A 26,429-nucleotide genomic window follows, 5' to 3' on the forward strand; every position below is an offset into this window, starting at 1 on the left:
CACCGCCGCCCCTTGGTCGTTGTTGTGCGTTTTTGTCTTCCACCCCCCCCGGCTCCCCCGCCCCCCCGCCCCGCCCCCGGCGCGGGGCGGGGCCCCGCGCCGCGTGCGGAGTCCCGGTCAGAAGCCGTCCGCGTGGGACCCGGCCTCCTCGTCCGACCTCGTCATGGTGTCGGACGTCTCCTTGCCCGCCTCCGTCACCAGGCCCAGTCGCTTGGTGACGTAGGAGAGGGTCTCGGTCAGGTTCTCGGTGGGCCGGTCGACCTGTTTGTGGTAGGTCTTGCCGATCTCGTCCTGGCCCGCCGACTCCTTGTTGATCCTGTTGATCTCCACGATCGTCCGGCTCAGGTCGCTGAGACAGCGCTGGTAGTCCTCGTAATGGGAGAACTTGGTCTTGAGGTCGCTCAGGACCTTCAGGTCGTCAGCCATGGAACTCCTCCTGCTTGCCCGTGGGGATACGGCTCTCGGCCTCGGCCTCGAACTCGTCCTGTCTCGCCTTCTCTACGGAGGGCATGCGGACGGCCTGCTCCTCGGCGGCGAACTCCTCCTGCCGGGACGCCTTCAGTTCCTCCAGGGACTCCTCCTGACCGAATGCAGGTGCCATCGCCCTCAGCGGCTTGAGGAGTTCGTCCATCTCGACCGGCGTGCCGGCGAGCCCTGTCACACTGCGCAGGTGGCCGCCGAAGTCCTGGAAGCCCTTGATGCGCTCGATGACCTCGCTGCCCATCCTGGACCGTGCCTCGTTGAGGACGGTGACGAGGACGGTGGCCAGTTCGGCCGGCGCCATCGACTGGTACGCCTTGGTGTGGAAGGCCATCGAGACCACCTGGCCCTGGGGGCCGACCGTCACGGACACCATGCGGTCCTTGGAGGTGGCGGACGCGGTCGCCGCGTCCAGTTCGCGCTTGGCCTCCAGCATCTTGTCCCGCTGCTCGTGCAGCGCGGACATCGCGTCCTTGAGGATGCTCTCGAAGTCCATGGCCATGGGGCCGCCTTTCAAGGGGGAAGTGGGGTCGTTCGGCGTGGGCGGGCGGGGTCAGCGTCCGATGACCCCGCTGACGGAGCCGGTGTCGGTGCCCCAGGTGTCCTCGTCCTCGGTGAGCCAGGTGGTGCGCTGCCGGTCCTTGCCCTGGTTGGGCTGGCCGCCACCGGCCGCGCCGGGGTTCATCGGCGGCATCATCGGGGACTGCGCGGTCTGCGGTCCGCCCGCGCCGGTGCCCGAACCGCTTCCGGAGCCGGTGCCCGAACCGCTTCCGGAGCCGCTGCCCGTGCCGCCGACTGAAGCGGTGCCGCCGGAGCCCGCGGAGGCACCGGTGGGGCGGCCCGCCGGGTCCAGGAACGCGGTGGAGCCGCCGGTCGCCAGGCCGGGGACGCGCTTCGGCGCGCCGCCCGCGCCACCGCTGCCGCCGCCCAGCTGGTCCAGCAGCTTGCTGTGGCTGCCGCCGCCCAGTCCGCCCGTCCCCGTGCCGGTCGTGGGGTGCGGCACGGGACGGGAGTTGATGGCGTGCTCTGCATTGGTGAGGAGTTGGTAGGTCCGGCTGATGGGCTTGCCGTCCGCGCCCACGACGACGCCGTCCTTGAGCGTGGCGCCCTTGGGCAGCGCGTAGGGATTGCCGTTGGAGTCGAGGAGCGGCTTGCCCTTGGCGTCGACGACGGAGCCGTCCGGGAGCACCTTCGCCCCCTCGGGCAGCTGGATCTGGTCGAAGTGGGACCCCGGCGTCCGGCCCGGCGTCTCCTCGGGGGCGGGCTGCGACTGCCCCACCTTGGCGCCGGGCGGGGCGACGATCTGCTTGCCGTTCGAACCCATGACGGGCTTGCCGTTCGCGTCGTAGACCTTGCCGTCCTTGCCGATGCGGGAGCCCGGCGGCAGGACGACGGGCTTGCCGTCCGCACCCGTGACGGGTTTGCCGTTCTTGTCGAGCAGCGGTGCGCCCCCGCCCGGCGAACCGGTCCCCGGCCTGGTCGGCGGCGGGGTCCCGGGCAGCCCGCCGGTCCCGGTGCCGGGCAGCGTCTCGGGAAGGGAGGGCTTCTTCGTGCCGCCCGTCCCGTCACCGCCCTTGTCGAGCGGATTGCCGCCGCCGATGCCGCCCTTGCCGCCGCCGATTCCTCCGGCGCCTCCGATGCCGCCGCCTGCTCCTCCGCCCGCCTCCCCGGTACCCGGTCCGGAGGCACCGCCGCCCGCGCCCGACCCGCCGCCCGGCGGCATCTCGGGGCCGCCCGCGCCGCCGCCGGTGGGCATCTGGAGACGGGGCTGGTAGATGCCCTCGCGCAGGGCGCCGGCGAGCGTGAGGTACGAGGTGTCCACCTTGCCCATGGAGGTCTCCGCCGCCTTGTCGAGCGGAGACAGGTGGTCCAGCCACGACTTCTTGGCGGCGAGTTCGATCTTCTCCAGCCAGGCGCTCTGGCTGACGTCCATCCCCGAGCCGTCCTTGACCTTGGGGTTCTCGGGGGAGTAGACGGGCGCGCTGTTGGATCCGTCGCTGCTGGTGATGGTCCGCCACGTGAAGTCGCATGTGGCGTTGGCCATGTGCTCGTTGAGCGCCGTCCGCATGCGCCAGACCGGACTGGCTTCGAAGGTCAGCTCCCTGGCGCCCGGTAGCTTCCACCAGTTCACCAGCGCGGCCCACAGCGCGGCGAGTGCCCTGTTCAGCTCGATCTGGGCGTTGAAGATGAGCGTCTCGTAGCCGCTGCCCTTGGAGTAGTCGATCGTGTCCGGGTACCCGGTGGCACCCTCCACGGGCAGCGGCTGGGCCAGGTCGAGCTGGACCTTGCTCATCTCCGTGGAGATGACGTCGAGGAACTTCCTGAAGGCCCCGGCCGCACTGCCCTTCCACTCGCTCTCGTCGGCGTCGACGCTCTCCTCCCACCGCTTCAGGACGGGAACCCACTTCGCCAGCCAGGCGTGCACGCCGTGCACCAGCTCGATCGCGGCGTCGAAGGAGGCGTAGCTCACTGCCCCCGTGTTGTGCGTGGAGGCGAACAGCAGCTCTTCCAGGGGCTTGAGCGCGTCACTGTAGAAGAGATTGAACTTGGACTGGGCGTTGTCCAGGACGTTCGGCCAGTCGAGCTGGAACCCGACCACGCACGAGTACTGCTCGCTCGCGGCGTCGAGCGGGGTGAGGGGGATGACGAAGGCGACGTCGTAGCCCTCGGACGCCTTCTTTCCGTCGCCGGAGACGATCTTGACGTCGGGGGTGTCCTGACGTCTCCACTTCTCGGCCGCCACCGCTTCGCGGTTCGTCAGGGTGTTGGTGTCGGGGAGAAGGACCTTGATGGCCTGTTCCCAGGTGAAAGCTGCCATGGGGTGAGGGAGTTCCTTCCGGGGGCTTCGGCCTTCGCTAGTTGCCGGTCGAGGGGCTGCCGCCGGTACCGCCACCGGTGCCGCCACCGCCACCGGCGTCCCGCTGGATGTTGTTGAGGATCTCCCACATCTCGGTGACGTCCACGGAGTCGTCGCTGGCGTTCTGGAAGGTCTCCTTGACGAACATGAGGTCGAGGTTTGCCGACTTGGCGATCCTGCGGAATGTCTCCAGCGCGCTGTTGAGGTCCTTGGCCAGCGAGGCGAACCCCAGCTGCACGGCCTCGGCGCTCACCATCTGCTTGACGTTCCCCGGCAGGATCTTGCTGTTGCCGGTCCCCTTCTCCCAGGAGAGCAGTGCCATCACGGACGGGTCCTGGAAGTCCTGGAGCAGCGTGCTGAACTTCCACGCGTAGTCGCGCAGTACGTCGTCCGTGATCGACGTGACGGTCTCGTCGCTCGGGGTCGTCATGAGTGCTCTCCTGCCGAAGTCGGGGTGGTACGTCGTCCGGGGCGTCCGACAGGAAGAACGCGGCCGCAGCCCGGCGGGGTTCAGCCCGGTCCGGGAACGGCGGAACCCGGCGCGCCTGCGAGGGGCGGGCCGGGTTCCTGGCCGGGCGGGGCTCAGCGCTGGAACAGATAGGCACTCTTGCGGTCGCCGTTGCGGATGATGCCGTGGGCGTCCGCCAGCAGGTCCGCGCCCTTGTCGAACTGGTGCGACAGCGTGGAGTCCAGATTGTGCACGACCTGCTTGAACTCCTCGAACTCCTTGGCCGCCTCACCGGTGAACTCCGACTGGATGGCGCTGAGCCGCCCCACGATGGTCTGCACGGCCGCGCTCATGGCGGCCGCGACCTGCTTCATCTGGTCGTTGGCGTCCTGGAGGGCGCCGTGCTTGATGTCCATGTCCATGGGGTCCATGCGCGTTCCTTACGACAGGGGGGAGGAGGAGGGGGAAAGGGAGCGGGAGGCGGAGGGGACGCTCCGCCTCGATCACTTGCTGAGGATGTCGTAGACGTCGCCGTCCCACATGTCCATGTTGGACTCGGCCTCGCCGGCCGTGTCCGACATGACCTTGCTGGTCATGCCGACGGCCTCCACGAGGTCCTTGTACTCGGCCATCACCGTGCGGTAGCCGCGCTGCCAGTTCTCGATCTTCGCGACGAACTTGGTGCCGGCGGCGGACTTCATGCTGTCCCCGACCCGCCCCGCGATGTCCTCGGACTGGGCGTAGGACCGCTCCATCGTCTGGAGGTGCTCCTCCAGCTCGTTGAGGGTCTGGGTGAGTACCGCTGACGAGACCTTGAGGTTGGCGTTGGGCGCGTCGGTCACCTGAACTCCTTTGTCGTGCCGGCTGGGTGGTTCCCGACAGGGAGAACGGGCGGCTCAGGGAGCCGGGTTCACCACCCGTTCGGCGGCGGTGGCCGTCCCCTTCGCCACCTGCGCGCCCTTCACGGTCTTCCCGTCCTTCGGCGCCTCCCCGGGGCAGACCGGTGCCGGCACGCCCGCCGTCACGTCGACGACCCCCGCCGTCGTCAGCGCCGACGGGTCCAGGGCCGGGCCCGACGGCAGCAGGGACAGCAGTGTCGCCGGGACGCCCACGCCCACCGCGCCCGCGTAGCCGAGGGCCTTCGCGGAATCCGCCGTCGGCAGCAGGTACTTCACGCCGTTGTCCGCGATCAGATACGTCGCCCCGGCAGCGCCCGCCCCGGACAGTGCCCGTACCAGCGCGCCGCCGCCGGGCCGTACGGAGACCAGGTCCGCCGCACCGCACGCCGCCGTCACGCCTGGCTGGGGCGACACCGGACGACCCGCGACCACCGCCGCGTCGGCCACCGCCACCAGGGTGGACACCCCACCCTCGGCCGAGGGCCGTACAGTCGTGCACACGCCCTGCCCCGACCCCGGTTCCACCAGCTCCGGCGGCGCCTCCGGAAGGCCCCCGTCCGGCAGGGTCCCGGCCGGCGCCGGATGGGCGGCCAGATCCGCTGCGCCCACCGCGACGGCGACCGCCGGAGCCCCCGCGTAGGCCTGTCGCTGCGTGCGCGGATCGCCGCGCAGCAGCTCGAAGAAGGTCCGGTCGAGCGGCGCCAGCCCCTTCCGCGTCAGCACGTACGGCTCACTGCCCGGACCCGTGAACAGCTGGCCGATCCGGGTCTCCCGCCCGGCCAGGGCGGGGCCGGGCGTGCCCCGGCCCGCGATCTCCGGCAGGACGAGGTCGGGTCCCGCCGGCAGGGAGTTGAGGTAGGCCGCCGCCACCGGGAACGGAGTGGCCGTGCCGTAGCCGAGCGCCGCCCCCGCGCCCGCGCCGAGCCGCAGCCGCCGCCCCTGCCACAACAGGTGCCCGGTCCCGTCCGACGCGGTCACCAGCACTGCCTGCCCAGGACCCAGAGCCCGGCCCGCGCCCGCCGCGCCGACGGCCACCGACACCACCGGGCCGGGCCGCCCCGACGCGGTGGCCGCCACCAGTCCGCACACCAGCCAGTCGCCCCGGGCCAGTGCGGACGCGTCCGGCAGTCCGTCCGGCGCGCCCACGATCCCCAGCGGGCCGCCGCGCGGCACCCCGCCCAGCGAGCCCAGGCCGACCTGCGTCACGGTCGTCCGGTCCCCGGCCACCAGCCGGGCACTGGCCTGGTTGAGGACCGGTCGCAGCTCACCGCCGACGAACAGGTAGCGGGCGCCCGTCTCCTTGACGACCACCAGGGTGCCCGGCTTCGCCCAGCCCGTCGCGCCCCCTGGCTTGATCGCCCCGTACAGGCCCATCACGAGGGCGATGACCACCGCGATGAACAGTCCGGTCCGCACCCCGCGGGTGGTCCGCCGGGGCGGGAGGTCCAGCGCGTCGGGCTCGCCCCGCAGCATGCCGGCCCCGAGCCTGCTCATCACGAACAGGTGGGCCTGCACCTGGTCGCGCCTGGACTGCATGTGAACTCCTGGGTGGGAAGGGGTGTCGGGGATCGGAAGAGTCTCGGGGCAGGTGGCTCAGCCGGTGAGCCCGCGCACCCATGTGAAGACCCCGGCCTCGGTCAGCGCGAGCGGGATCAGGCTCAGCGCCAGCGCGCTGTGCAGCAGGTCGGCGGCCCGCCCCCAGTACGGCAGCAGCCGCCGCCCCGGCACCGTCCACGAGAAGATCGCGAGGGCCGCAGCGGTGGCCGTCAGGCTCGTCAGCAGGCACAGCCGGCCCGTTGGACCGAGGGAGAGCGCCCACCCGGTCGCGAGCAGCGCCAGCCCGTACACGCCCGGCAGGATCAGGGCCAGCCGCTGCCACCGGGAACCGACCTCGCGCACGTGCAGGATCAGCAGCAGCGACAGGACGGCCGCCAGCGTCACCGGCGCCCAGCCGGGCGCACCCGACATCAGCGTGAGACAGGCCGCGCACAGGGCGCCGGTCACCACGTGGAAGGCGGTCAGGTAGCCGTCGGCCACGGCGCTGCGGTCCATGACCTCCCGCGCCGGATACGGCTCGATGTCTTCCTGGAGCTCCTCCGCCCGGCGCGGCAGCGCGGGTAGCCTCATCCCCGACAGCCGGAAGGCGAAACCGGGCAGGAACGCCCCGAACGCCACCACGAGCACCGCCAGTGCCCCGGCCGTCTCCGACGACGACAGCCCCGCCAGAACGAGCGTCCCCGCGGCGGACGTGGCGACCGAGACGACGAGCAGCCCCAGGAACAGGGGCGCGGAGCAGGCCACGGACGCGAGCGCCAGCACAGAGGCGCCCGCCGCCGCCGAACCGCCCGCGAGCAGCCGGGCGGCCGCCAGGTCGCTCTCCCCCGCCGGCAGCAGCGCCCCGGCCAGCGCCAGGTAGGGCACCGCCGCCGCGCCGAGCGCCGTGCCGGCCCCCGCGTCGCCCACCGCCCGCGCGGCGCTGCCCGCGCCGATCAGCAGCAGGACTCCGGTTCCCGCCCCCGCGACCACCCTCAGGGGGCCGAGGTCCCCGGAGAGCGCCAGGAGCACGAAGCCGCCCGCCAGCGCGAGGAGTGCGACACCGAGCGCCAGATGGTGGGTGAGGGTCGGGGTCCAGCCGTCGCCGCGCTGTTCGAGGCCGGCCGCGACACCGTCCACGATGTCATCGAAGTGCGCCTCCGGCAGCGCCTCGCGGCGCATCCGCAGGTAGAGCCGTTCACCGTCGCGCAGTCCCAGGGCCTCCGCGGTCCGCTCCTCGTCCAACGGTTCCTCGCCGAGCCGCTGGAGCACCCAGCCGCCCGCCTCGACGGCCTTCTCGTCCAGGTCGTCGCCGGCGTAGCCGATGATGGTCGGCAACAGGTCCGCCAGGGGGACGTCGGCCGGTACGGAGAGCTCGACCACCTTCTGCGGCCCGTGGAACCTCAACCGGCACAGCCCCGCCACCGCGCTACCGCTCACTGCCCGTGTGTCCTTTCCGCTGTCCAGCCGAGGCCGGAAAGCCCTCGGCGGACAGAGGAACGGACACACCGCGCCGCCGGGTTCAGCTCCTCCCGAGCGAGGGGGACGGCGGGGCTCAGTCGTCCCCGCGCGCCGAGGCCCGTAGCTCCCGTACGAGCGCCTCGACGCCCTCCTCGCCGCGGTGGGCCACCAGGACCGCGGCCAGCCCGGCCACCGACCGCCGCTCGCCCTCGCTCCAGCGAGCCGCCGACGGATGCTCGTCGACCACGAACACGCGCGCGATCAGCAGGGCCTCCGGATCCGGCGACCCGACCGGGGCCGTGGCACCGAGCAGCCGGACGAGCACGCCCGTCACCTCGGCCGCGGTGGCCTCCGGCACGTCGAGACCGGTGACGGCCCCGCCGAGCGGATCCTCGTCTTCCGGGCCGACGTCCGGCAGCCACGCGCGGGGGAGCGCCCCCACCTCGTACGCCCCGCCGATTCCGGTCGCGAGCCCGTCCCCGTCGTCCTCCTCGGTCTCGTCCCCGGTCCCGGCGCCTTCATAGTCCCCGCGCACAGCTCTCCCTCGGACTCCGCCCCGGCGAGCGTACGCGCATCGCCTCGCCCACCCGGGCGACCGGCCGGGCCGGGCCGCCGGGCGGTCCGGCGTGGATCCGTACGCGCGCACGCTCTTCCTGATCCTCCGCTCCCTCTCCGTCGCAGTGGTCAACGGGCCTCCTCGCCGTCGGGTTCATCCGGCGTTCACCCGACGGCGCCGTACGGCCGGGATGAACCGCCCCGCACCCCCCGTCCGTTCCCTGCTGACGAGGAAACCGCACGAAGTCGGCCGCCCGGCGTGCGCCAGGCGTGAGGAGCGTTGTTCGTTGAGCGTGGTGCAAGTCAACCGCCCGCCGCGGCGGCCGGGCCCCGAGATGCCCGACGGAGAGATCCAGCTCCAGGAGCCGCCCGGCCTGCCCGAGAAGCAGAGCGGCGTGGGCAGCATCATCACGATGGTGCCGATGGCTCTGTCCTCGCTCTCCATGGTCTTCATCTTCCTGCGCCCCAACGGGGGCATGATGACGTACATCGCCATGGGCACCATGGCCGTGTCCGCCATCGGCATGATCGTCACCCAGATCATGCGCGGCAACGCCGACCGCAAGCAGGAACTCACCGGCGAACGCCGCGACTACCTGCGCTATCTCGCACAGATGCGGCGGCAGGTGCGCAAGGAGATCCTCCGCCAGCAGGAGGCCCTCGCCTGGCGTCACCCCGACCCGGCCGAATTGCCCTTCCTGGTGAGGACGTCGCGCCTGTGGGAACGCCGCTCCTCCCACCCCGACTTCAGCGACGTGCGGATCGCGCTGGGCTCGCAGAGGCTCGCCGTCCGCCTCGCCCCCCTCGCCACCAAGCCGGTCGAGGACCTGGAACCGCTCAGCGCCCACGCGCTGCGCCGCTTCATCCACGCGTACGGCTCCATCGCCGACCAGCCCGTCGCCATCCACCTGCGCGGCTTCGCCCATGTCCTGATCCGCACCGGAGACCCCGGCTCCGAGACCGGCGCCGCCGAGCCCGGGACGGGTGGGGAACCGGAGGGCGACCGGGCCCGGGCCCTGGTCCGCGCGATCCTCGCCCAGCTGGCCACCTTCCACGCCCCCGACGAACTGCGCGTCGCCGTCGTCGCCCCCGACCGGCGCGCCCACTGGGAGTGGACCAAGTGGCTCCCGCACGCCCTGCACCCGCACGAGACGGACGGCGCCGGACCGCTGCGGCTCGTCGCCGGCAGCATCGGCGAACTGGAGCAGCTCCTCGGTGAGGAGTTCGGCGCCCGGCCCCCGTACGAGCCCGACGCCACCCCCAGCCGCGACGAGCCCTACACCGTCGTCGTCCTCGACGGCGCCGTCCTCACCGCCCCCCACCGGGCCGCGCTCGGCGGCTACCGCAACGCCACCGTCGTCGACGTCGGCTCCACCCTGGAGTGGAAGCACGGTCGCCTCACCCTCCGGCTGCGGATCACCGGCGACCCCGACACCCCCGGTGCGCTGGAGATGGTCGGCGCCGACCGCAACCGCAAGGACCAGGTCACCCCGCTCGGCGTCCCCGACGCCCTGACCCCCGCCGCCGCCGTCCGGCTGGCCGCCGCCATGGCCCCGTACCGCCTCGGCGACAGCTTCGACGCGGGCGAACCCCTGGAGACCGACTTCGACCTGGCCGGCCTCCTCGGCATCCCCGACCTGCACCGTTTCGACGTCAAGGAGCAGTGGGCGCGGCGCAACCAGTCCAACAAGCTCCGCGTTCCGCTCGGCCTCGGCCCCGACGGCACCCCGATCGACCTCGACATCAAGGAGTCCGCACAGGGCGGCATGGGCCCGCACGGCATGCTCATCGGCGCCACCGGCTCAGGCAAGTCCGAACTGCTGCGCACCCTCGTCCTCGCCCTGGCCCTCACCCACTCCTCGGAGATCCTCAACTTCGTCCTCGTCGACTTCAAGGGCGGCGCCACCTTCCTCGGCCTGGACGGCCTGCCCCACACCTCCGCCGTCATCACCAACCTCGCCGACGAGGCCGACCTCGTCGACCGCATGCGCGACGCCCTGCACGGTGAGATGATCCGCCGCCAGGAGCTCCTGCGCGCCGCCGGGAACTACGCCTCCCTCCTGGAGTACGAGACCGCCCGCGCCGCCGGCACCCCGCTCGACCCGCTGCCCACCCTCTTCGTCGTCGTCGACGAGTTCTCCGAACTGCTCGCCGCCCACCGCGACTTCATGGAACTCTTCGTCATGATCGGCCGCCTCGGCCGTTCCCTCGGCGTCCACCTGCTGCTCGCCTCCCAGCGCCTCGACGAGGGTCGGGTGCACCAGTTGGAGTCCCACCTGTCGTACCGGATCGGCCTGCGCACCTTCTCCGCCATGGAGTCCCGCGGCGTCCTGGGCGTCCCCGACGCCTACCAGCTTCCCTCCCAGCCCGGAAACGGCTACCTGCGCAGCGACATCTCCACCCTCAGCCGCTTCAAGGCCGCCTACGTCTCCGGCGCCTACCGGCCCAAGCGACGCCCGGATGCCCACCGTTCGGTCATCGAGAGCCAGGTCGTCGCCCTCGGCACCGAGTACGTGGCCCCGCACGTACTGCCCGCCACCCCCGATCCGCGGGAGGAGACGGCTGCCGAAGAGACCGGCACCCTCCTCGACATCGCCGCCGAACGCCTGGTCGACGCCGGCCCCCCCGCCTACCAGGTGTGGCTGCCACCGCTCGACGTGCCGCCCACTCTGGACGAGCTGCTGCCCCCGATCGGTCCCGACCCCGAGCACGGCTTCACCGCCGAGGGCGACGTCCGCGGCACCCTCAAGGTCCCCGTCGGTGTCGTCGACAAACCCTTCCAGCAGGTCCGCGACCTGCTCGTGGCCGACCTGGGCGGCGCCGACGGCCACATCGGCATCGCCGGCGCCCCGCAGTCCGGCAAGTCCACCCTCATCCGCACCTTGATGACATCGCTCGCCCTCACTCACACCCCCGCCGAAGTGCAGTTCTACTGCCTGGACTTCGGCGGCGGCGCCCTGTCGAGCCTGCGCGGTCTGCCGCACGTCGGCGGTGTCACCGGGCGGCACGACCCCGACCGGGTCCTGCGCACCATCGCCGAGGTCAACGCGGTCATCACCCGCCGCGAGAAGTACTTCGCCGAGCTGGGCATCGATTCCGTCGCCGCCTTCCGCCGCAAGAAGGTCGCCGGTGAACTCCCCGACGACCCGCACGGTGACGTGTTCCTGGTCATCGACGGCTGGAACACTCTGCGCCAGGAGTTCATGGACCTGGTCCAGCCCCTCACCCTCATCTCCCAGCGCGGCCTCAACTACGGCGTCCACCTCCTCGTCGGCACCACCCGCTGGGGCGAGGTCACCGGCGCCCTCCGCGACCAGCTCCAGACCCGTTTCGAGCTGCGCCTGGGCGACCCCGTCGACTCCGTCGTCAACATGCGGGCGGCGGGCAAGGTTCCCAAGATCCCCGGTCGCGGCCTCACCGCCGACCAGATGCACTTCCTGTGCGCGCTGCCCCGCATGGACGGCATCGGCACCGCCCATGACCTCGGCGAGGGCGTCGCCGACCTGGTCGACGTCGTCGCCGACCACTGGACCGGTCCCCGCGCCCCCGAGGTCCGGATGCTCCCGCTCGTCCTCGACGCCGCCGATCTCCCCGAGCCCCACGGTTCCCTGCGGATCCCGCTCGGTCTGGAGGACACCGAGGTCCAGCCGCTGTGGCACGACTTCTCCCGCGACCCGCACCTGATCGTCGTCGGCGACAGCGAGACCGGCAAGACCAACCTGCTCAAGCACATCGCCACCCAGATCATGCGCGCCTACACCCCCGACCAGGGCCGCCTGATGCTGGTCGACTTCCGCCGCGAGATGTACGAGACCGTGCCCGAGGAGTACCGCCTCGGCTACGCCGTCTCCCTCGATCCGCTGCGCCAGATGATCACCGGCGCGGGCAAGGCCATCGCCAACCGCATCCCTGCCGCCGACGTCACCCCGGACCGGCTGCGGCGGCGCGACTGGTGGAGCGGACCCGAGCTCTTCGTCCTCGTCGACGACTACGACCTCGTCAACGGCTCCATGGCCTCCCATCCCTTCGCCGCGGTCCTCGACAACCTCGCCCAGGGCGCGGAGATCGGCCTCCACATCATCGTCGCCCGCTCCGCCAACGGTGCCGGCCGCGGCCTGTCCGACCCGCTCCTGCGCAGGCTCCAGGACGTCAACACCCCAGCCGTCCTGCTCTCCTGCCCGACCACCGAGGGCTACCTCTTCGGTGGCACGAAGCCGAAGGTGCTGCCCGCCGGACGCGCACAGCACGTCACCCGCCGCCGCACGGTGCAGCTCCAGACCCCGCTGCTCGACGCCGACGGCCGGACCCCGCAGAACGGACACCCCGGATGACAAGTCCCCTCCCCGCCCCCGCCTCCGGGACGGGCACCCACACCGTCGGCCCGCATCTGGTGATCTCCTCCGCGGAGACCGCAGCCGCCCTGGCCCCCGTTCTGGACGGACTGCCCCCGCTGTCCGGCACGCTCCTGGTGCTGGCCGCCGCCCCGGACGCGGCCCCGCTCCTCCGCCAGGCCCTGCCCGATCTGGTACTCCTCGCCCGGGAACGCGGGGCGTCACGCCTCCTCCTCGCCGCCTCGGGCCTCGCCGCCCCGGGCCCCGACGGCGCCCGCCCCGTAGGCGCGGTGGCCACGGCGGCGGACTTCACGGTGATCGCCCCGGACGGTGTGGCCAGCGTCGAACCGGACGGCACCCTGCGCCTCGCGGAACCGGGCACCTGGTGGCTGGCGGAACCGGGGGAGGAGCCGTACGAACTGGGCCCGAGCTGGCCCCCGGAGGTGGCGGAGACCGCGGAGCCAGAGGCCGCGGAGGATGTGGAGGAGCTGCTTCCGCCTCCTTCCCCTCCCGTCCCCGTGGTGGCGGTGTCCCGGGGCGGCGCGCACGGGTTCGGCCCCGCGACGTCGGAGGAACAGGAGGAGGGCGCCCGTGCGGTTCCGGGCGGAATCTGGCTCGGAGCACTGCCCGAGGCGGTCGGGCCGCTGATCGGAGTCACCCCGGACACCTACCTCCTGGGCGTCGGATCACCTGCCCGCTCCGCGTTGCCCACCGCCGAACTCCTGGCCAGGGTGCCGGAGGCGGCGGCGGACGCACGGTCTCTCCTGCTGGCCGCGCCGTGGGCCGATCCGTCCGACCTCGTCGCCATGGCGGTGGCTCTCGCGGACGAGCTCGACCGTACGGTACGGGCCGCGGTCGGCCTGCCCGTACGGACGGCCGACGACCACGCCACCACGTTCCTCGACGAACGGGGCGCGCCCACCTGGCAACCCCTCCTGCTCGAACTCGCCGCCTCGCCCGCTCGTCACCGCGTGGTGCCGTCCGCGTGGCTGCGGCCGTCCGGACCGGAGGCGAAGGCACCGGCCCTGTACGCGGTCAAGGACCTGGAGGGCTGGGCCGTCGAACTCGTCCCGGCAGGCCTCTGGCTGCGCCCGGCGGACCGGCAGCCGGACGCGGCACCGCGCACGAGGTGCCCCGACCCGGCCCGCCCGGCCCTGATCGTGGGCGACGGCGAACACCCGTTGCCGCCCGAGCTCCTGCACGTCCTGCCCGGTGTCCTGGCCACGCTTCCCGACCTGGGGGCGACGGAACCGTACGGCCTGCTGTTCCACGGCGCCACGTCGGACGAGGGCCGGGCACGCTCCTGGGCGGAGGAACTGGACCTGCACTGGATGGGAGCCACCTCCTGGAGCTCACCTCGACAGGAGCAGGAGCAGGAGCAGGAGCAGGAGCGGGGACAGGGACAGGGGCAGGAGCGGGAGCGAGGGGAGGGACAGGAGCGGGCACCGGAACAGAAGGCGGAGCCGGCACCGATCCCCCCGGCGCCGGGTCCCTCCACCGTGCCGCCCGCACCAGGCGGCCGCAGCGGCCCGGGTGACCGGGCGGCCCTCCGCGAACTGCTGGGCGAGAAGTACCACATCCTCGCCAGCAAGGCGGAGCTGCTGGCCTCCCGGTTGCCGTCACTGCGCTCCCTCGCACAGGACGGCCTCAAAGCGGACCTGGTGGCCATCGCCCTGTACCAGGCCGACGCCCTCGACCTGGGGTCCCGCGCGGGACTGGCCGAGGCCGCGAGAGCGACCGGGCCCGTCCCCTTCACCCCGCTGCTGCGCTGCCTGGACTCGGGCTTGCGCCGCCTGCCGGGCCACTACGGGGCCGTCATGCTCGCGGCCCCGGCGGAGGAGGTGCCGCTGGACCGGTACGCGCAGGGCTCGGTCCTCGTCGAGCCCGCGGCGGTGGCGGCCGTCCCGGCGTGCGACGCGGAACTGGAGGGCGCGGTGGAGTTCGGGATCTGGTCCACCACCGGCCGCCGCACGTCCGTCTTCCTCGGCACGGACGACGAACCGGAGGTGGTGTTCCCGCTGGGCACGGCCTTCTCCGTCCTGGCCCTTCACCTGTCGGAGGATGACACGGCGCCGATCCGCGTGCTGCTCCGCGAGATCTCCCCCGCGGAGACCGACCCCACGGACGACCGCTTCCGCAGGCGTGACGAACAGGCCCGCACCCGCCTGACCGAATGGTTCGAACGCAGGGACATGCTTGACCCCCACGACCGCCGCCCCCTCCCGGACGCCTCCCGCTTCCACGTGGTCCCAGGGGCCGGCCCGTACCTGGCCAGACCTTCACAGCAGGCCGTCAGAAGAGGCCGAGCCTCTTCGGGGAGTAGCTGACGAGGAGATTCTTCGTGTGCGGGTGGTACACGCCTCGCATGGCCGCTGACCAGTGGAAACGGCCCCGATTGGGCCAAGCTGCAGATGACGCTGGACTGCCGACCGCCGGAAGTGCGAACCACGGCGGCATCGCAGCCCTTCAGCCGCGCGGAGCCCGCCGACGGGCCTGACCCGGCGGCGCGGCGTGCCGATTGCTCCGGGCGGGGGCGGACGGTGCTTCGGCAGCCCAACCTCGGGTATCGGCGGAGAGCCGCTGGTCATGGGCCGAAGCGGCGAGCGGCTGCTGTGTGCTTCCTGAGCATGAGGGATCAAGGACCAGCAGCAGTAGCGCGGCCTCGACTCCCTCAGCAGGACGTACGACGGGCTCCGGAGACCCCGTACCGCCCGGTCGCGACAGGACAGCGCGTGATGTCGGCGCGGACGGCCGTCAGGCGGCCCGCGTACTCATCGGCGATGCCACCCACCACGAGGTCCATCGCCCGGCCGGGATCGATCGCCTTGAAATCGAACTCCGCGTCCTCACGGGGTTGGTGCACCCGCTTCACCATGAAAGCGCCTGACCTCGCGTTCCGTCGCTCCACCCCCGTCATCCCCCGCGCGCCGCGAACCCGACGCTCAGCCGGTTCCCCTCGGTCTGCCCGGCCCTGGACCTGTCCGACCCTCAGCGCCCGACCCGTCGGCGTACGGGCGCGAGGTACCGCTCGTACAGCGGCAGCGACACACAGGACGGCCGGCGGGACGTTCGACACACGCCCTACGTCAGCGCATCGCCTGCCAGGTCGTCCGCCTCGTCCCCGGCCGGCCGCTCCGGTCCTGCCGGAGCGGCGCGCGGCGAGCTCCCGGCCCGCAGGGCGGCGACCTCGCCCCGGAGCTCGGTCAGTTCCCGGTGCAGTGCCTGGATGGCGACGATGGCCACGCCGTTGGCGTCGGTGCAGCAGATCGTCCGGTCGTCCTCACCCACCCCGAACGCCTTCCACCAGTCCTGCGCCATGGGTCCCAGGTGGCGTACGTGGGGAGGGTCCCAGTGATATCGCCACGTGCTGACGGGCAGACGCACCACCTGTTCAAGCACCCGGTAGCCATTGACCGGATCGCCGGCGCTCACCACCTCCGGCACGGCCCCCGACGCCAGGCCGGCGGCGGAAGCGCCCTGTCGAAGACGCTTCCTGACCAGGGGCGGCCTCCGCAGCCCGGCCAGGATCTCCGTCAACCACCGGCCGCTCATCGTTCCCAGACCACCGCGACGATTTCGGTCTTCAGCCCGCGATCCGAGAAGAGCAGGCTGCCCCCTCCACCGCGGTTGGCCGGGTGGTTCACCGGGAGTTGGACGAGACCGTTGCCCAGCCCGCTGCTGTGAGTGGTCTCACCGACCGCCGTGACGTCCCGCTCCTGGTTGATCATCGTGGTGTCGTAGGCGGGATTCCCGACCGCCAGCACGTTCGTGCTCGCCACGGCCGGAACGCTCAAGGGGCCCGTGCAGGTGGCCGCCGTGGCCGACAGCACCAACAGACGGCGGGTGACGCGCTTCGTGGACATGGGGGCTTCCTTCCGGTCGGGACGCCGTGTGCGTCCGCGATACCGCTAACGGCCTAACGGCGCGAAAGGTACGTGGCCTGCGCGCCGCGCTCAGGCCGCGGGCACCGAAGCTGCCAGTACCACGTGGCACCAGCGCCGCCCGCCGGCGGCATCACATCCATGCCGGACGCGCGATCACGAGGGGTATCGTCCGCTCGATCACCGTTGTGCGCGACGGATTCAAGTCCTCGGGGGAGCGATCATCACCTGCCCGCGAGTACGGGGGAAACGCCGCTGTTCAGCGCACGACGCAGCAAGAGTCCGACAGCCTGAACGAGGGGCGATGTGAATCCGGCTACCGCGTCGGGGCCAGGCAGGCCCTGACATGATCCGCGAATGATCGTCACAGGTCAGGCCGCGACGAGCTCCTGCTCGCGGTCCGGCGTCTTGACCTTGGGCTTCTTGTTCGGCAGCGAGAGCCGGAAGACCTTGTGCCACGCGGAGAACACCTGCTGGGGCAGCGGCCCGGTGACGTACTCCAGCTCGTACTTTTCGAACAGCGCGCGCACCTTCACCGCGACCTCGGCGTACCGGTTGCTCGGCAGGTCCGGGAACAGGTGGTGCTCGATCTGGTGCGACAGGTTGCCGGTCATGAAGTGCATGGCCCTGCTGCCGCTGATGTTCGCCGAGCCCATCATCTGGCGCAGGTACCACTGACCGCGCGTCTCGCCGTTGATGGACCGGCGCTCGAAGACCTGCACGCCCTCGGGGAAGTGTCCGCACATGATCACCGAGTGGGACCAGATGTTGCGGACCAGGTTCGCGGTGAACGTCGCGGCGAGCGTGGTGAGGAACGACGGGCCCGACAGCAACGGGTGGATCACGTAGTCCTTGAGCACCTGCTTGCGGATCTTGCGGCCGACGGCCCTGGCCCGCGCGCGGAATTCGGGGTCCTTGCGGCGGCGCTTGTGCAGGTTCTTTCCGAGCTCCAGGTCGTACGCCGCGATGCCGTACTCGAAGAAGCAGGCGTTGATGAAGTTCCACAACGGCTGGCCGAGGTGGAACGGGTGCCACTTCTGGTCCTCGTCGACGCGCATGATGCCGTAGCCGAGGTCGTTGTCCTTGCCGATCACGTTGGTGTACGTGTGGTGCAGCTCGTTGTGCGAGTGCTTCCACTGGTCCGCCGGCGACACGTGATCCCATTCCCAGGTGGTGGAGTGGATCTTCGGGTCCCGCATCCAGTCCCACTGGCCGTGCAGGATGTTGTGGCCGATCTCCATGTTGTCCATGATCTTCGCCACGGACAGCCCGGCGGTGCCGAGCAGCCACGCGGGCGGGAAGAACGAGAACAGCAGCACGCCCCTGCTGACCAGCTCGAGCTTGCGCTGCGCCGAGATGACCTTACGGATGTAGGCGGCGTCCTTCTCGCCGCGGCCGGCGATCACCTCGTCGCGGATCGCGTCCAGCTCGCGGCCGAGCTCCTCGATCTGCTCCGCGGTCAGGTGGGCGGTGGGGTCGATGGCGGTCAAATTGTTCCTACCGTTCGATGTCGCAGGGGCCCGCCGCGGCGGACACGCAGGTCTGGATGAGGACACCCGGCTCGGCCTCGGTGATCTCGCCGGTACGCAGGTCGCGGACGGCGCCCGCCTTGAGCGGCGTGACGCAGCCGAAGCAGATTCCCATGCGGCATCCGGAGGGCATGAGCACGCCGGCCTCCTCGCCGACGTCCAGCAACGGCGTGGCGCCGTCCGCGTCGACGGTCCTGCCGGTGGCGCTGAACGTGACCTCGCCGCCGCCGTCGCCGGCGACGACGATGCCGGGGCGGAAGCGTTCCGTGTGCAGGCGCTCCTGGACGCCGTGCTCGCTCCAGAGCCCTTCGGCGGCGTCGAGCAGGCCCGCGGGCCCGCAGGCCCAGGTCTCGCGCTCGGCCCAGTCGGGCACCAGTTCGTCGAGACGGGCGATGTCGAGCATGCCGTCTGTGTCGGTGTGCACCTCGGTGAGCCGCAGCTTCCCGTCCGCGACCAGACCGTGCAGTTCGCTGCGGAAGATCACGTCTCGCGGCTGTGGCGCGCAGTGGACCATGACGACGTCGTCGAACTCGACGTCGCGCAGCATGCCCATCACAGGCGTGATGCCGCTGCCGGCCGTCAAGTAGAGCACCTTGGCGGGCTTGGCCTGCGGCAGCACGAAGTCACCGGTCGCCTGGTCGAGCTGGACCAGCGTGCCCGGTTTCGCCCTGCGGACCAGGTGGTTGCTGACCTTGCCGTCCGGGATCGCCTTCACGGTGATCGTGACGCGGCCGTCCGGGCGGTCTGTCGGCGAGGTGATGGAGTAGGCACGCCACAGGCGCACCCCGTCGACGTCGACCCCGATCCGCACGTACTGACCGGCCGTGTGACCGCGCCAGCCCCGTCCGGGCCTGATCACGACAGTCGCGGCGTCACCCGTCTCGGGGTGCACGGCCTCGATGCGCCCACACAGGTCGGCGCCCGCACGCAGCGGGCTGACCAGGTCGAGGTAGTCCGACGGCAGCAGCGGCGTCGTGACCATCTCCAGCAGTTTCCACGCCCGGCTGCGAAGGGCTGCACTCGTCATGACTCCAGCTTGATGCGCGTCAAGGCGTAAAGTCCTGACCGCAAGACGTAAATCTGGTCGGCTGAATTGTTCGCAGGGAATAAAGAATGAGCCATCCCATCCGGAGGGTCACCGAACTGGCCCTGGATGAGACGACGGTCACCGCACTTCGGGCCGCGCTGAAGACCACCGCTGACGAGGTCGTCCAGGCGATCATCGACGAGGTCCCTCCCTACGCCAACGCCCTTTCGGGCCGCATGGGCGGCACCATCCGCCGAGCCGTCCGCACCGCCCTGGGGCACTATCTGGACCTCGCGAGCGGGAACGCCACAGGTGGCGACGCCGGTGACGCGGCCTACGAGCTGGGCCGCGGCGAGGTGCGATCCGGCCGTTCGATGGACGCCCTGCTCGGCGCCTACCGTGTCGGCGCCCGCGTGGCCTGGCGATGTCTGGCAGCTGGTGCAGTACCCGCAGGCCTGCCCGCCGCCGAGGTCGCCAAGTTCGCCGAGCTGACCTTCGCCTACATCGACGAGCTCTCCGCCGCGAGCGCCGCGGGCCACGCCGACGAACTGGCCGCCCGGGGGAGGGCCCACGAGCGGCACCTGGAACACCTGGCCCGCGACCTCCTCGCCGGCGCGAGCCCGGACGTGTTGCTGGCCTCTGTTCAACGGGCCGGGTGGCAGCCTCCGGTTTCGCTGACCGCGGTTCTGCTGCCCGCCGCCCAGGCCCGGCCTGCCTACCGCGCGCTCGACCCGAGCACCCTCGTCCTCGACGATCTGCCGGACGCCCTCGGTGTGCTGCTCGTGCCCGATGCCGACCGGTCGCATCTCTTGCGGCAGCTGACCGACCGCACCGCCGTGGTCGGCCCGGCCCGGCCATGGACTCGTGCTTCCGCCTCGTACGCACGAGCCGTACGCGCGCGCTCCCTCTCCCCTGATATTCGCGACACCGAGGACCACCTGCCCGAGCTGGTGCTGAGCGCCGACGTGGACGCGTTCGCAGACCTGCGTGCCCGAGCCCTCGCACCGTTGCGGACCCTGTCTGTCGCGACCGCACGGCGGCTGGAGGAGACGTTGCGGGAGTGGCTGCTGCACCAGGGCAGGCGGGACGAGGTGGCGGCGGCGCTGTTCGTCCATCCCCAGACCGTCCGGTACCGGATGTCGCAGCTGCGGGAGCTGTTTCCGGATCTCGCATCGCCACAGCGGGTCCTTGAACTGACGCTGGCCGTCGGTCTTCGGGCCAGCTGACGCGTACTGCGACCGTCCACGACCGAGTCCGCGAGGGATCCACCACGGCCCGTGTAGGCAATCGACGCTGAGAACGCGGTGCCGTTCGTAGGCTCTCGCACTTCGCGGCACGGGTCGGGCTTCTTCGAGCCGTCTCACAAACGTGGCATTTCTCGGAGAGAGCCCTTGCCGGGTGGGGCCAGAGTGAAGCCGCCGAGGCAGGTGCCCCGCCTCAGGGGTCTGTCCTTGACCCGCCGACCATGGGGCGGGGGCGTCTGGGGGGCCTGCGAGGTCGTCCTGACCTGTCGAGCGCGCGCCGCCGTGGTTCGGGGGCGCGGTGGTACTCACACGATCTTCGTGGAGCCCGCCGTCGAAGTCGCGATCACCGGGGCGACCGACCCTCGCCGCCCCTTCGCCTGCCCCGATGGGCGGCGGGCGGCACCTTCCGTCGGCGTTGCCGTTCCCGACGGCTGAGCGTGCTCCCTCGCGAAACGGGGTAGATACCGCAAAAGGGTGCGTTTTCAGTCCTTCGCGGAGTCGCACCTGCCGGGAGAGTGCCATGGACCTCTGGCTGGTCTGGTCGATCGCCGCAGGGGTGCTGGTGGTGGCGGAGATCTTCACCCTCACTGCCGCGCTCGGGATCCTCGGTGTCGCCGCGGCGGTCACGGCGGCAACCGCCGCCCTGGGGCTCCCGCCGCCCTTGCAGCTCGTGGTCTTCACCGTTCTGGCCGTGGTCAGTCTTCTGTTCGTGCGCCCCGTCGCCGTGCGCCATCTGCTCAAGCCTGAGGCCGAGAGGTTCGGCGTGGACGCTCTGGTGGGCCGCTCCGCGCACGTCGTGGCGGAAGTGACGGGACGGGGCGGCAGGGTCCGCATCGGTGGCGAGGAATGGACGGCCCGCGCCTACGACGAGACGCTGGTGATACCTCCGGGGGCGACCGTCGACGTCATGGCGATCGACGGCGCCACCGCCGTCGTCTACCCCCGGGAGTAGGTCATGGATGTGCCGGGACTGCTCATCGCCGGTCTGATCCTCGCGGCGCTCGCCGTGTTCACCGTGGTGCGGGCGGTACGTATCGTGCCGCAGGCGCGCGCCCGGAATGTCGAACGCCTCGGCCGCTACCACCGCACCCTGAGGCCGGGGCTCAATCTCGTCATCCCGTACGTCGACCGCGTCTATCCGGTGATCGACCTGCGCGAACAGGTCGTCTCGTTCAAGCCGCAACCGGTCATCACCGAGGACAACCTGGTCGTCGAGATCGACACCGTCCTGTACTTCCAGGTCACCGATCCGCGAGCGGCCGCCTACGAGATCGCCGACTTCCTCCAGGGCGTCGAACAGCTCACCGTCACCACCCTGCGCAACGTCGTGGGCTCCATGGACCTGGAGAAGACCCTCACCTCGCGCGACACCATCAACAACCAGCTTCGGGGCGTGCTCGACGATGCCACCGGCAAATGGGGGCTGAGGGTCAACCGCGTGGAGATCAAGGCCATCGACCCGCCGCAGTCCATCAAGGACGCGATGGAGAAGCAGATGCGTGCCGAGCGCGACAAGCGGGCCGCGATCCTCGGGGCCGAAGGGCAGCGGCAGTCGCAGATCCTCACCGCCGAGGGAGACAAGCAGTCCGCAGTGCTCCGGGCGGAGGGCAACCGCACCGCCGAGATCCTCAAGGCCGAGGGCCAATCCCGGGCCATCGACGAGGTGTTCCAGGCCGTGCACCGCAACGACCCCGACCCCAAGCTCCTCGCCTACCAGTACATGCAGATGCTGCCCCAGCTCGCCCAGGGCGCCGGCAGTACCTTCTGGGTGATTCCCAGCGAGGTCACGTCCGCGCTTCAAGGAGTGTCCCGCGCGTTCAACGAGGTGCTGCCGCAGTCTCCGGCGACCCGGGAGACCTCCGCGGAGGGCACGGCCGCCGCCCAGGCGGCCGAGGACGCGGCGAAGGCCGCGGAAGCCGCCGCCGAGGCGCTTGCCGACGCGGCTGAAGCCGATTCCGACACGCTTCCCTTCACCAGCGGCCGTCAGGCGCCGCGGGGTCCGGAGGACGGGTAGTCGGCCCCTGATGCCGCCGGAACCGGCTTTCCGGAGCTTGCGCGGTGACGCCCTCCTGAGCGGTCGACCCTCCCCGGATTCTTCCCAGCGGCAGCCCGGTTGTGGGGATGCCTTCGCCATCAACTGTGGACTTTGGGTCGCCAAACGCACGTCCGTGATGTTCTGCAGCGGGACGAACTTGAAGTTCCGGTTGCCGGGGGTGCCGTTGGAACCGTACTGGCAGACGAAGACGCCCTGGGGGAAGGCCGGGCCGAGGTTGGCGGCGGTGGCGTCGATGCCGTCGGTGTCCTCGCAGAAGTGGGTCCTCCGGTCCGACGGCACGTTCCGCGGCAGCCAGTCCGGTCTCTGCCTGGGCGTGGTCGGAGCGACCAGGGTCAACGGGTCCCTGATCGAGCTCCAGACCTGTGACGCACGCGCGGGCCAGCGGTGGTCGCGCGACTGACAGCCGCAGCCACGCACCGACCTTGCGGGCGCTCGTCCCGACCGCACCGCGGTCGGGGCGAGCGCAGGTGCCGCGCCGCAGCACGCCCTCCCGTGCCACTTCGAACCGCCGCGCCACGGGTGCGCGCTCGGACGGGACCCAGCCCGCCACGGCCGTCCTGGGGGACCTGCCGCGACGGCCGACGGGTCAGGGCGCCGGCCCCCGCCACGGCGCCCGGATCGCGGAAGACGGACGTCCAGGGCCAGGTGGGCACCGCCGCGCGCGGGCGCGGTGAAACCCAGGGACGAGAGCAGCACCTCGCAGCCGCCGGCGTCCGGGGCGATCACCCGGTCGAGAACGCCCGCGCGGACCCGGTCGATCAGGAGCGCACCGATGTGCGTGAAGTAGCCGCCCAGGGCGATGTTCCGCGGGTTCAGCACGTCGACGAGCAGCGCAATGCCGAGCGCGAGGTCGTCGGCGATCCGGTCCCGTGCCTGCCGGGTGCGCTGGTGGCCGGCTTCCGCACGGGCGGCCACCTCGTTGAGGCGGTGCTCCAACTGATCGTTTCAGAATGAAGCGTCGGACGGTTCTTCGTCGTCGAGCCGCTGGAGGACCTGCGTGAAGCCGCCGTCATCGAGGAGGCCGACCAGCAATGGGTCATGCTGTCGATGCCGGGTTCCCGGACGATGAGGCCGTCGGAGCACCAGAAGTATCGGCCGCCCAGCGCCTCGCCAGTTCGGGACCACCTCGCCATGATGCGTTCGACCTCGGCGAGCGTGAACACAGTCGCGCTCCAGCGAGAGCCGTCCGCCGTCAGGCGGACCTCGACGTCGACGTTGGAGACGCTGTCCAGTGGTTCGTCGGCGTTGAGCAGGAACGACGCCTCGAACCGGTTCGTTCGGACGCGGTACCAGGGTCCGTCCCATCCCTGCTCTGCGGCTTCTTCGGCCCCGATGTTCGTCATTCGGGGAGTATGTCGAGGGGACTCGAAGGGCTCAACTGGGTTCTCTGGCATGCTTCCGGATCATGACCACGAACCCTGTCCCCGACGGGCTGTGGGATCAGATAGCCCCTCTGCTGCCGGCACGGCCCGCACGTCGTCACCGCCGTCCCGGGCGACTCCCGGTACCCGACCGGGTCGCGTTGGCCGGCATCGTCTACGTCCTGCGCAAGGGCGTCGCCTGGCGCGACGTACCGAGTCAGGTCGTTGGTTGCTCAGGCGTGACGGCCTGGCGCAGGCTACGGGACTGGACCGAGGCGGGCGTCTGGCCGCGCCTGCACGCCGCACTGCTGGCCGAACTGCGCCGAGCCGGTTTGCTGGACCTGGACGACTGCGCCGTGGACGGCTCACACATCCGGTCCCTCAAAGACATCTCAGTGGTGTAAGAAGTCAAGTTGGCGGATGAAGCCAAGTTACCAGGGTCGGCCTGCTGCGCCATGGCGGCGTCCACTTGCGCGATCGACCAGGGTGAAGACGGTCAGGGCGACCGTCGACGCGGCCCCCGTGGCCAGGGCATCCGCCACGTACCGACCCAGGCTCGGCCGCAGAATGTCCACGAGCCCGAACAGCACGACAAACCCCGCGAGGCACGCCGCGACAGCGGCCCACCAGCAGCGGTGATACGCAAAGAACCACTGGGCCAGGCCCACCCCGATCAAGGGTGCAGGGGACAGCTGCGGCTCGTCGAGGGCGGCGAGCACTCCGTACCCCAGTCCGCTGACCGTCCAGCAGGCAGCGCTCACGAGGTCCACCTCGCTCCACGACACGGGCCGCTTCACTTGTGCCGTCCGTGCCGTCCGCTGACGGCGCCACCGGCCCGACGGCGTGCTCGCCACTGGGACACGCCTGCAGCAGTCACCGAGAAAATCAGGAGCGGTCCAGCAGCCCAATAGAGCACGGCCATCGGCCAGGCCGGCGCCTTGCCGGCCAGCATGGTCGTCGTCTTGCCAGCCATACCGATGCCGAGCAGCACATAGGCGACACCCCAGGTGCGGGCCACCCATACGGGGCCCACGATCGGCTGCGGCGGCCGGTGTGGCCGGAGCACGGCCCGTCCGCCCAACCATGTACAGCCCACTGCCACGACCGTCATGAACACCCCCCCAGCCGTGTCCAACGCATCGGTCTGGATCCCGAGCATTCGCGCCACACTCTTCTCACGTCACGCGGCTCCCAACGCCAAGGCCGCCCCTGGTCAGCATCATGGCAGTCCGGGCGCGGCACCTCAGCGGCAGGGCACGGCAGATGGCTGGAGCGGCTGCCTTCCGGAATCCGGCAATGTGGGAGGCCCGGACTACCGTCACGCGCGCGCCTGGCGGAGCGATGCGAAGGCGTGTTGTTCGTCGAAGAACTGCCGGGTCTTGAGGCAGTGGTGGAGCTGGCCGAGGAAGCGGTTCAGCAGGTGCCGTTGTGCGGCGGCATGCCAGTCTCCGTGGTCGCGTCGGCGCCGGTAGTGCGCGTTGGCTCCGGGGGAGGCGGTGAGGGCCGCGAAGGCCCAGAGGAAGCCGGCGTTGATGAGGCGGCTGTTCTTGACGAAGTGGCGGCCGACGAAGCGCTTCTTGCCGGAGGCCCGGGTGATGGGCGCGGATCCGGCGTACGACTTCAGCGCCCTGGCGTCGGCGAACCTTGCCCGGTCATCGCCCAGCTCGGCGAGTACACGAGCGCCGAGCATGGGCCCGAGGCCCGGGAAGCTGAGCAGGATCTCACTGTCGTCGTGCTGGTGAAAGGCGGCTGTGGCGGCCTCCGCTAGATCATCCGTGGCCTCGCAGGTGGCGTCCGGCTGCTTGAGCAGGGCCAGGAGCTGATGGCCGAAGGCATCCTCGACGCCACGCAGCTGGTGGGCGTACTCGGCGCGGAAGACGTCCCGCAGCCGCTCGGCTTCCGCGTCACAGCCGCGGAGGCGGCCACTGCGTTTGAGAGCGGACCGCAACTGGGAGAGGGTGAGCTTCGCGGCCTTGGCCGGAGTCGGCGCCAGAGTGAGGATGACACGGGCGTCAGCCCTGGTCAGCCCGCCTTGCTTGCCCTGGAAGGCCAGCAGAGCAGCAGGGTAGTACTCGCGCAGGAGCGAGCGGACCTGGTTGGCGACCTGCTGCCGGGTCCAGACGGCGTCCTGCTGAGCTCGGGCCAGGACTGTGATGGCCTGGGCAAGTTCGGAGTCGGCCGGCAGAGGTCGGTGCGCATGCATGTCGGTGCGCAGGATGTTCGCCAGGACCAGGGCGTCTCCCGGGTCGGACTTCTTTCGGCTGACGCCGTGGCGGTCGCGGTAGCGGGCAGCGGCGAGCGGGTTGATCGCGAAGACCCAACGACTGCCGGTGCGCAGGCTCGCGACCAGGAGGCCGTGGCTGGTCTCGATGGCCACCGGTATCGGATCTTCTGGGCTGTCACCGTGCTCGGCCAGGAGGGCCAGGAGCTGGTGGTAGCCGGCCACGTCGTCGGTGATACGGGCCTTGGCGAGCAGAGTGCCGGCTTCGTCGACGAGGGCGACGTCGTGGTGACGCTCCGCCCAGTCGATGCCGCAGAACACGGTCAAGCGATCCTCCCAGATCCGTCCGTTTATGCAGGTCACGAGCACATGCGGGTCACGCGGCGCCCTAATCCAAGGACTCGTTGGTCCGCCATCTCAGTAGCCGTTCGCGACACCAGCGCACTCCAGGGGCTCGATCTTTCTGCAGAGCTCGCGGGCTCGCGGATGAACAAGAGGTCGACCCTGGAGCGGGCTCGCGCCGTGACGATCAACGTCTGGCAAGCC

The 26,429-nt window shown here is 71.2% G+C and carries 23 protein-coding genes and 4 pseudogenes; 7 read left to right on the forward strand and 20 right to left on the reverse strand.

All coding sequences use genetic code 11. The annotated features are described in order from the left end of the window. Nucleotides 1–117: 117 nt before the first annotated feature. The 9 genes from ACFV2S_RS05695 to ACFV2S_RS05735 all read right to left on the reverse strand — a co-directional run bounded on the left by ACFV2S_RS05695 (nt 118) and on the right by ACFV2S_RS05735 (nt 8,213). Entirely contained in the window at nt 118–426 is a 309-nt protein-coding gene (locus ACFV2S_RS05695; protein ID WP_383792941.1) for a hypothetical protein, read from the reverse strand. After that, on the reverse strand, nt 419–982 hold the full coding sequence (locus ACFV2S_RS05700) for a YbaB/EbfC family nucleoid-associated protein (protein WP_385554551.1): 564 nt from the start codon (nt 980–982) through the stop codon (nt 419–421). Before ACFV2S_RS05700 ends, ACFV2S_RS05695 begins: the two co-directional genes overlap by 8 nt. Before the next feature lie 51 nt (nt 983–1,033). Continuing rightward, entirely contained in the window at nt 1,034–3,298 is a 2,265-nt protein-coding gene (locus ACFV2S_RS05705) for a hypothetical protein (RefSeq protein WP_385554553.1), read from the reverse strand. A 37-nt stretch (nt 3,299–3,335) separates the two neighbouring features. Beyond that, complete coding sequence (locus ACFV2S_RS05710) at nt 3,336–3,767, reverse strand: hypothetical protein (protein ID WP_383792949.1); 432 nt, start codon at nt 3,765–3,767, stop codon at nt 3,336–3,338. A gap of 152 nt (nt 3,768–3,919) precedes the next feature. Then, nucleotides 3,920–4,216 carry a hypothetical protein gene (locus ACFV2S_RS05715; RefSeq protein ID WP_043225484.1) on the reverse strand — a complete coding sequence of 99 codons (297 nt, stop codon included), beginning with the start codon at nt 4,214–4,216 and terminating at the stop codon, nt 3,920–3,922. A 72-nt stretch (nt 4,217–4,288) separates the two neighbouring features. Further along, nucleotides 4,289–4,627 (reverse strand): hypothetical protein, encoded by a 339-nt coding sequence (locus ACFV2S_RS05720; RefSeq protein ID WP_383792952.1) that lies wholly within the window; start codon nt 4,625–4,627, stop codon nt 4,289–4,291. Between the two features lie 54 nt (nt 4,628–4,681). Next, nucleotides 4,682–6,220 (reverse strand): type VII secretion protein EccB, encoded by a 1,539-nt coding sequence (gene eccB, locus ACFV2S_RS05725; RefSeq protein WP_385554556.1) that lies wholly within the window; start codon nt 6,218–6,220, stop codon nt 4,682–4,684. Between the two features lie 57 nt (nt 6,221–6,277). Continuing rightward, nucleotides 6,278–7,657, reverse strand: coding sequence for a type VII secretion integral membrane protein EccD (gene eccD, locus ACFV2S_RS05730; protein ID WP_385554558.1), 1,380 nt, complete (start codon nt 7,655–7,657; stop codon nt 6,278–6,280). 115 nt (nt 7,658–7,772) lie between these two features. Then, nucleotides 7,773–8,213, reverse strand: coding sequence for a hypothetical protein (locus ACFV2S_RS05735; RefSeq protein WP_385554560.1), 441 nt, complete (start codon nt 8,211–8,213; stop codon nt 7,773–7,775). Between the two features lie 307 nt (nt 8,214–8,520). Between ACFV2S_RS05735 and eccCa the strand changes: the two genes are divergently transcribed. Continuing rightward, a complete protein-coding gene (gene eccCa, locus ACFV2S_RS05740) occupies nt 8,521–12,564 on the forward strand; it encodes a type VII secretion protein EccCa (protein WP_385554562.1) in 4,044 nt (1,347 codons plus the stop codon). After that, the gene (locus tag ACFV2S_RS05745) at nt 12,561–14,891 is read left to right on the forward strand and encodes a hypothetical protein (protein WP_385554564.1); all 2,331 of its coding nucleotides are present in this window, start codon (nt 12,561–12,563) and stop codon (nt 14,889–14,891) included. The genes eccCa and ACFV2S_RS05745 overlap by 4 nt, the downstream gene beginning before the upstream one ends. A gap of 344 nt (nt 14,892–15,235) precedes the next feature. Here the strand turns inward: ACFV2S_RS05745 and ACFV2S_RS05750 are convergent, their stop codons facing one another. From ACFV2S_RS05750 to ACFV2S_RS05770, 5 genes are all read right to left on the reverse strand, one after another. Next, complete coding sequence (locus ACFV2S_RS05750; protein ID WP_385554566.1) at nt 15,236–15,427, reverse strand: hypothetical protein; 192 nt, start codon at nt 15,425–15,427, stop codon at nt 15,236–15,238. Between the two features lie 218 nt (nt 15,428–15,645). Next, nucleotides 15,646–15,882, reverse strand: coding sequence for a hypothetical protein (locus ACFV2S_RS05755; RefSeq protein ID WP_385554568.1), 237 nt, complete (start codon nt 15,880–15,882; stop codon nt 15,646–15,648). Between the two features lie 230 nt (nt 15,883–16,112). Further along, nucleotides 16,113–16,427 (reverse strand): hypothetical protein, encoded by a 315-nt coding sequence (locus tag ACFV2S_RS05760; RefSeq protein WP_385554570.1) that lies wholly within the window; start codon nt 16,425–16,427, stop codon nt 16,113–16,115. A 389-nt stretch (nt 16,428–16,816) separates the two neighbouring features. Next, nucleotides 16,817–17,935 (reverse strand): fatty acid desaturase family protein, encoded by a 1,119-nt coding sequence (locus ACFV2S_RS05765; RefSeq protein WP_385554572.1) that lies wholly within the window; start codon nt 17,933–17,935, stop codon nt 16,817–16,819. A gap of 7 nt (nt 17,936–17,942) precedes the next feature. Then, nucleotides 17,943–19,001 (reverse strand): ferredoxin reductase, encoded by a 1,059-nt coding sequence (locus ACFV2S_RS05770; protein ID WP_385554574.1) that lies wholly within the window; start codon nt 18,999–19,001, stop codon nt 17,943–17,945. 86 nt (nt 19,002–19,087) lie between these two features. Between ACFV2S_RS05770 and ACFV2S_RS05775 the strand changes: the two genes are divergently transcribed. From ACFV2S_RS05775 to ACFV2S_RS05785, 3 genes are all read left to right on the forward strand, one after another. Continuing rightward, nucleotides 19,088–20,227, forward strand: a complete 1,140-nt coding sequence (locus ACFV2S_RS05775; RefSeq protein WP_385554576.1) for a PucR family transcriptional regulator — start codon at nt 19,088–19,090, stop codon at nt 20,225–20,227. Between the two features lie 538 nt (nt 20,228–20,765). Beyond that, the gene (locus tag ACFV2S_RS05780; protein WP_385554578.1) at nt 20,766–21,197 is read left to right on the forward strand and encodes an NfeD family protein; all 432 of its coding nucleotides are present in this window, start codon (nt 20,766–20,768) and stop codon (nt 21,195–21,197) included. A gap of 3 nt (nt 21,198–21,200) precedes the next feature. Further along, nucleotides 21,201–22,259 (forward strand): SPFH domain-containing protein, encoded by a 1,059-nt coding sequence (locus tag ACFV2S_RS05785; RefSeq protein WP_385554580.1) that lies wholly within the window; start codon nt 21,201–21,203, stop codon nt 22,257–22,259. 207 nt (nt 22,260–22,466) lie between these two features. Here the strand turns inward: ACFV2S_RS05785 and ACFV2S_RS05790 are convergent. Next, a pseudogene (locus ACFV2S_RS05790) lies at nt 22,467–22,580 on the reverse strand (hypothetical protein); the annotation flags it as partial. Here ACFV2S_RS05790 and ACFV2S_RS05795 point away from each other — a divergent pair. Next, on the forward strand, nt 22,525–22,701 hold the full coding sequence (locus ACFV2S_RS05795; protein WP_385554582.1) for a ricin-type beta-trefoil lectin domain protein: 177 nt from the start codon (nt 22,525–22,527) through the stop codon (nt 22,699–22,701). The pseudogene ACFV2S_RS05790 and the gene ACFV2S_RS05795 overlap by 56 nt on opposite strands. Before the next feature lie 293 nt (nt 22,702–22,994). Here the strand turns inward: ACFV2S_RS05795 and ACFV2S_RS05800 are convergent. Then, nucleotides 22,995–23,216: pseudogene (locus ACFV2S_RS05800) on the reverse strand (ROK family transcriptional regulator); the annotation flags it as partial. Between the two features lie 30 nt (nt 23,217–23,246). Continuing rightward, nucleotides 23,247–23,644, reverse strand: a pseudogene (locus tag ACFV2S_RS05805) (hypothetical protein). Nucleotides 23,645–23,706: 62 nt separating this feature from the next. Here ACFV2S_RS05805 and ACFV2S_RS05810 point away from each other — a divergent pair. After that, nucleotides 23,707–24,048, forward strand: a pseudogene (locus tag ACFV2S_RS05810) (transposase); the annotation flags it as partial. A 45-nt stretch (nt 24,049–24,093) separates the two neighbouring features. Here ACFV2S_RS05810 and ACFV2S_RS05815 read toward each other — a convergent pair. The 3 genes from ACFV2S_RS05815 to ACFV2S_RS05825 form a co-directional block, all read right to left on the reverse strand. After that, nucleotides 24,094–24,447: a hypothetical protein gene (locus ACFV2S_RS05815; RefSeq protein WP_385554584.1), complete on the reverse strand. Its 354-nt coding sequence runs from the start codon at nt 24,445–24,447 to the stop codon at nt 24,094–24,096. An 8-nt stretch (nt 24,448–24,455) separates the two neighbouring features. Next, nucleotides 24,456–24,821, reverse strand: coding sequence for a hypothetical protein (locus tag ACFV2S_RS05820; protein ID WP_385554585.1), 366 nt, complete (start codon nt 24,819–24,821; stop codon nt 24,456–24,458). Nucleotides 24,822–24,980: 159 nt separating this feature from the next. After that, a complete protein-coding gene (locus ACFV2S_RS05825; RefSeq protein ID WP_385554860.1) occupies nt 24,981–26,225 on the reverse strand; it encodes an IS110 family transposase in 1,245 nt (414 codons plus the stop codon). Nucleotides 26,226–26,429: the final 204 nt, after the last annotated feature.

The organism is Streptomyces sp. NPDC059695 (assembly GCF_042733785.1).
Taxonomy (GTDB): Bacteria; Actinomycetota; Actinomycetes; order Streptomycetales; family Streptomycetaceae; genus Streptomyces.

What these genes read in the sequence shown, in the direction of transcription:
- ACFV2S_RS05700 (WP_385554551.1), bottom strand. Translation starts at nt 982, where the DNA reads ATGGCCATGGACTTCGAGAGCATCCTCAAGGACGCGATGTCCGCGCTG.
- eccB (WP_385554556.1), bottom strand. Translation starts at nt 6,220, where the DNA reads ATGCAGTCCAGGCGCGACCAGGTGCAGGCCCACCTGTTCGTGATGAGC.
- ACFV2S_RS05775 (WP_385554576.1), top strand. Translation starts at nt 19,088, where the DNA reads ATGAGCCATCCCATCCGGAGGGTCACCGAACTGGCCCTGGATGAGACG.
- ACFV2S_RS05820 (WP_385554585.1), bottom strand. Translation starts at nt 24,821, where the DNA reads ATGCTCGGGATCCAGACCGATGCGTTGGACACGGCTGGGGGGGTGTTC.
- ACFV2S_RS05780 (WP_385554578.1), top strand. Translation starts at nt 20,766, where the DNA reads ATGGACCTCTGGCTGGTCTGGTCGATCGCCGCAGGGGTGCTGGTGGTG.
- ACFV2S_RS05710 (WP_383792949.1), bottom strand. Translation starts at nt 3,767, where the DNA reads ATGACGACCCCGAGCGACGAGACCGTCACGTCGATCACGGACGACGTA.
- ACFV2S_RS05755 (WP_385554568.1), bottom strand. Translation starts at nt 15,882, where the DNA reads ATGGCGCAGGACTGGTGGAAGGCGTTCGGGGTGGGTGAGGACGACCGG.
- ACFV2S_RS05695 (WP_383792941.1), bottom strand. Translation starts at nt 426, where the DNA reads ATGGCTGACGACCTGAAGGTCCTGAGCGACCTCAAGACCAAGTTCTCC.
- ACFV2S_RS05785 (WP_385554580.1), top strand. Translation starts at nt 21,201, where the DNA reads ATGGATGTGCCGGGACTGCTCATCGCCGGTCTGATCCTCGCGGCGCTC.
- ACFV2S_RS05745 (WP_385554564.1), top strand. Translation starts at nt 12,561, where the DNA reads ATGACAAGTCCCCTCCCCGCCCCCGCCTCCGGGACGGGCACCCACACC.
- ACFV2S_RS05760 (WP_385554570.1), bottom strand. Translation starts at nt 16,427, where the DNA reads ATGTCCACGAAGCGCGTCACCCGCCGTCTGTTGGTGCTGTCGGCCACG.
- ACFV2S_RS05705 (WP_385554553.1), bottom strand. Translation starts at nt 3,298, where the DNA reads ATGGCAGCTTTCACCTGGGAACAGGCCATCAAGGTCCTTCTCCCCGAC.
- ACFV2S_RS05770 (WP_385554574.1), bottom strand. Translation starts at nt 19,001, where the DNA reads ATGACGAGTGCAGCCCTTCGCAGCCGGGCGTGGAAACTGCTGGAGATG.
- ACFV2S_RS05715 (WP_043225484.1), bottom strand. Translation starts at nt 4,216, where the DNA reads ATGGACCCCATGGACATGGACATCAAGCACGGCGCCCTCCAGGACGCC.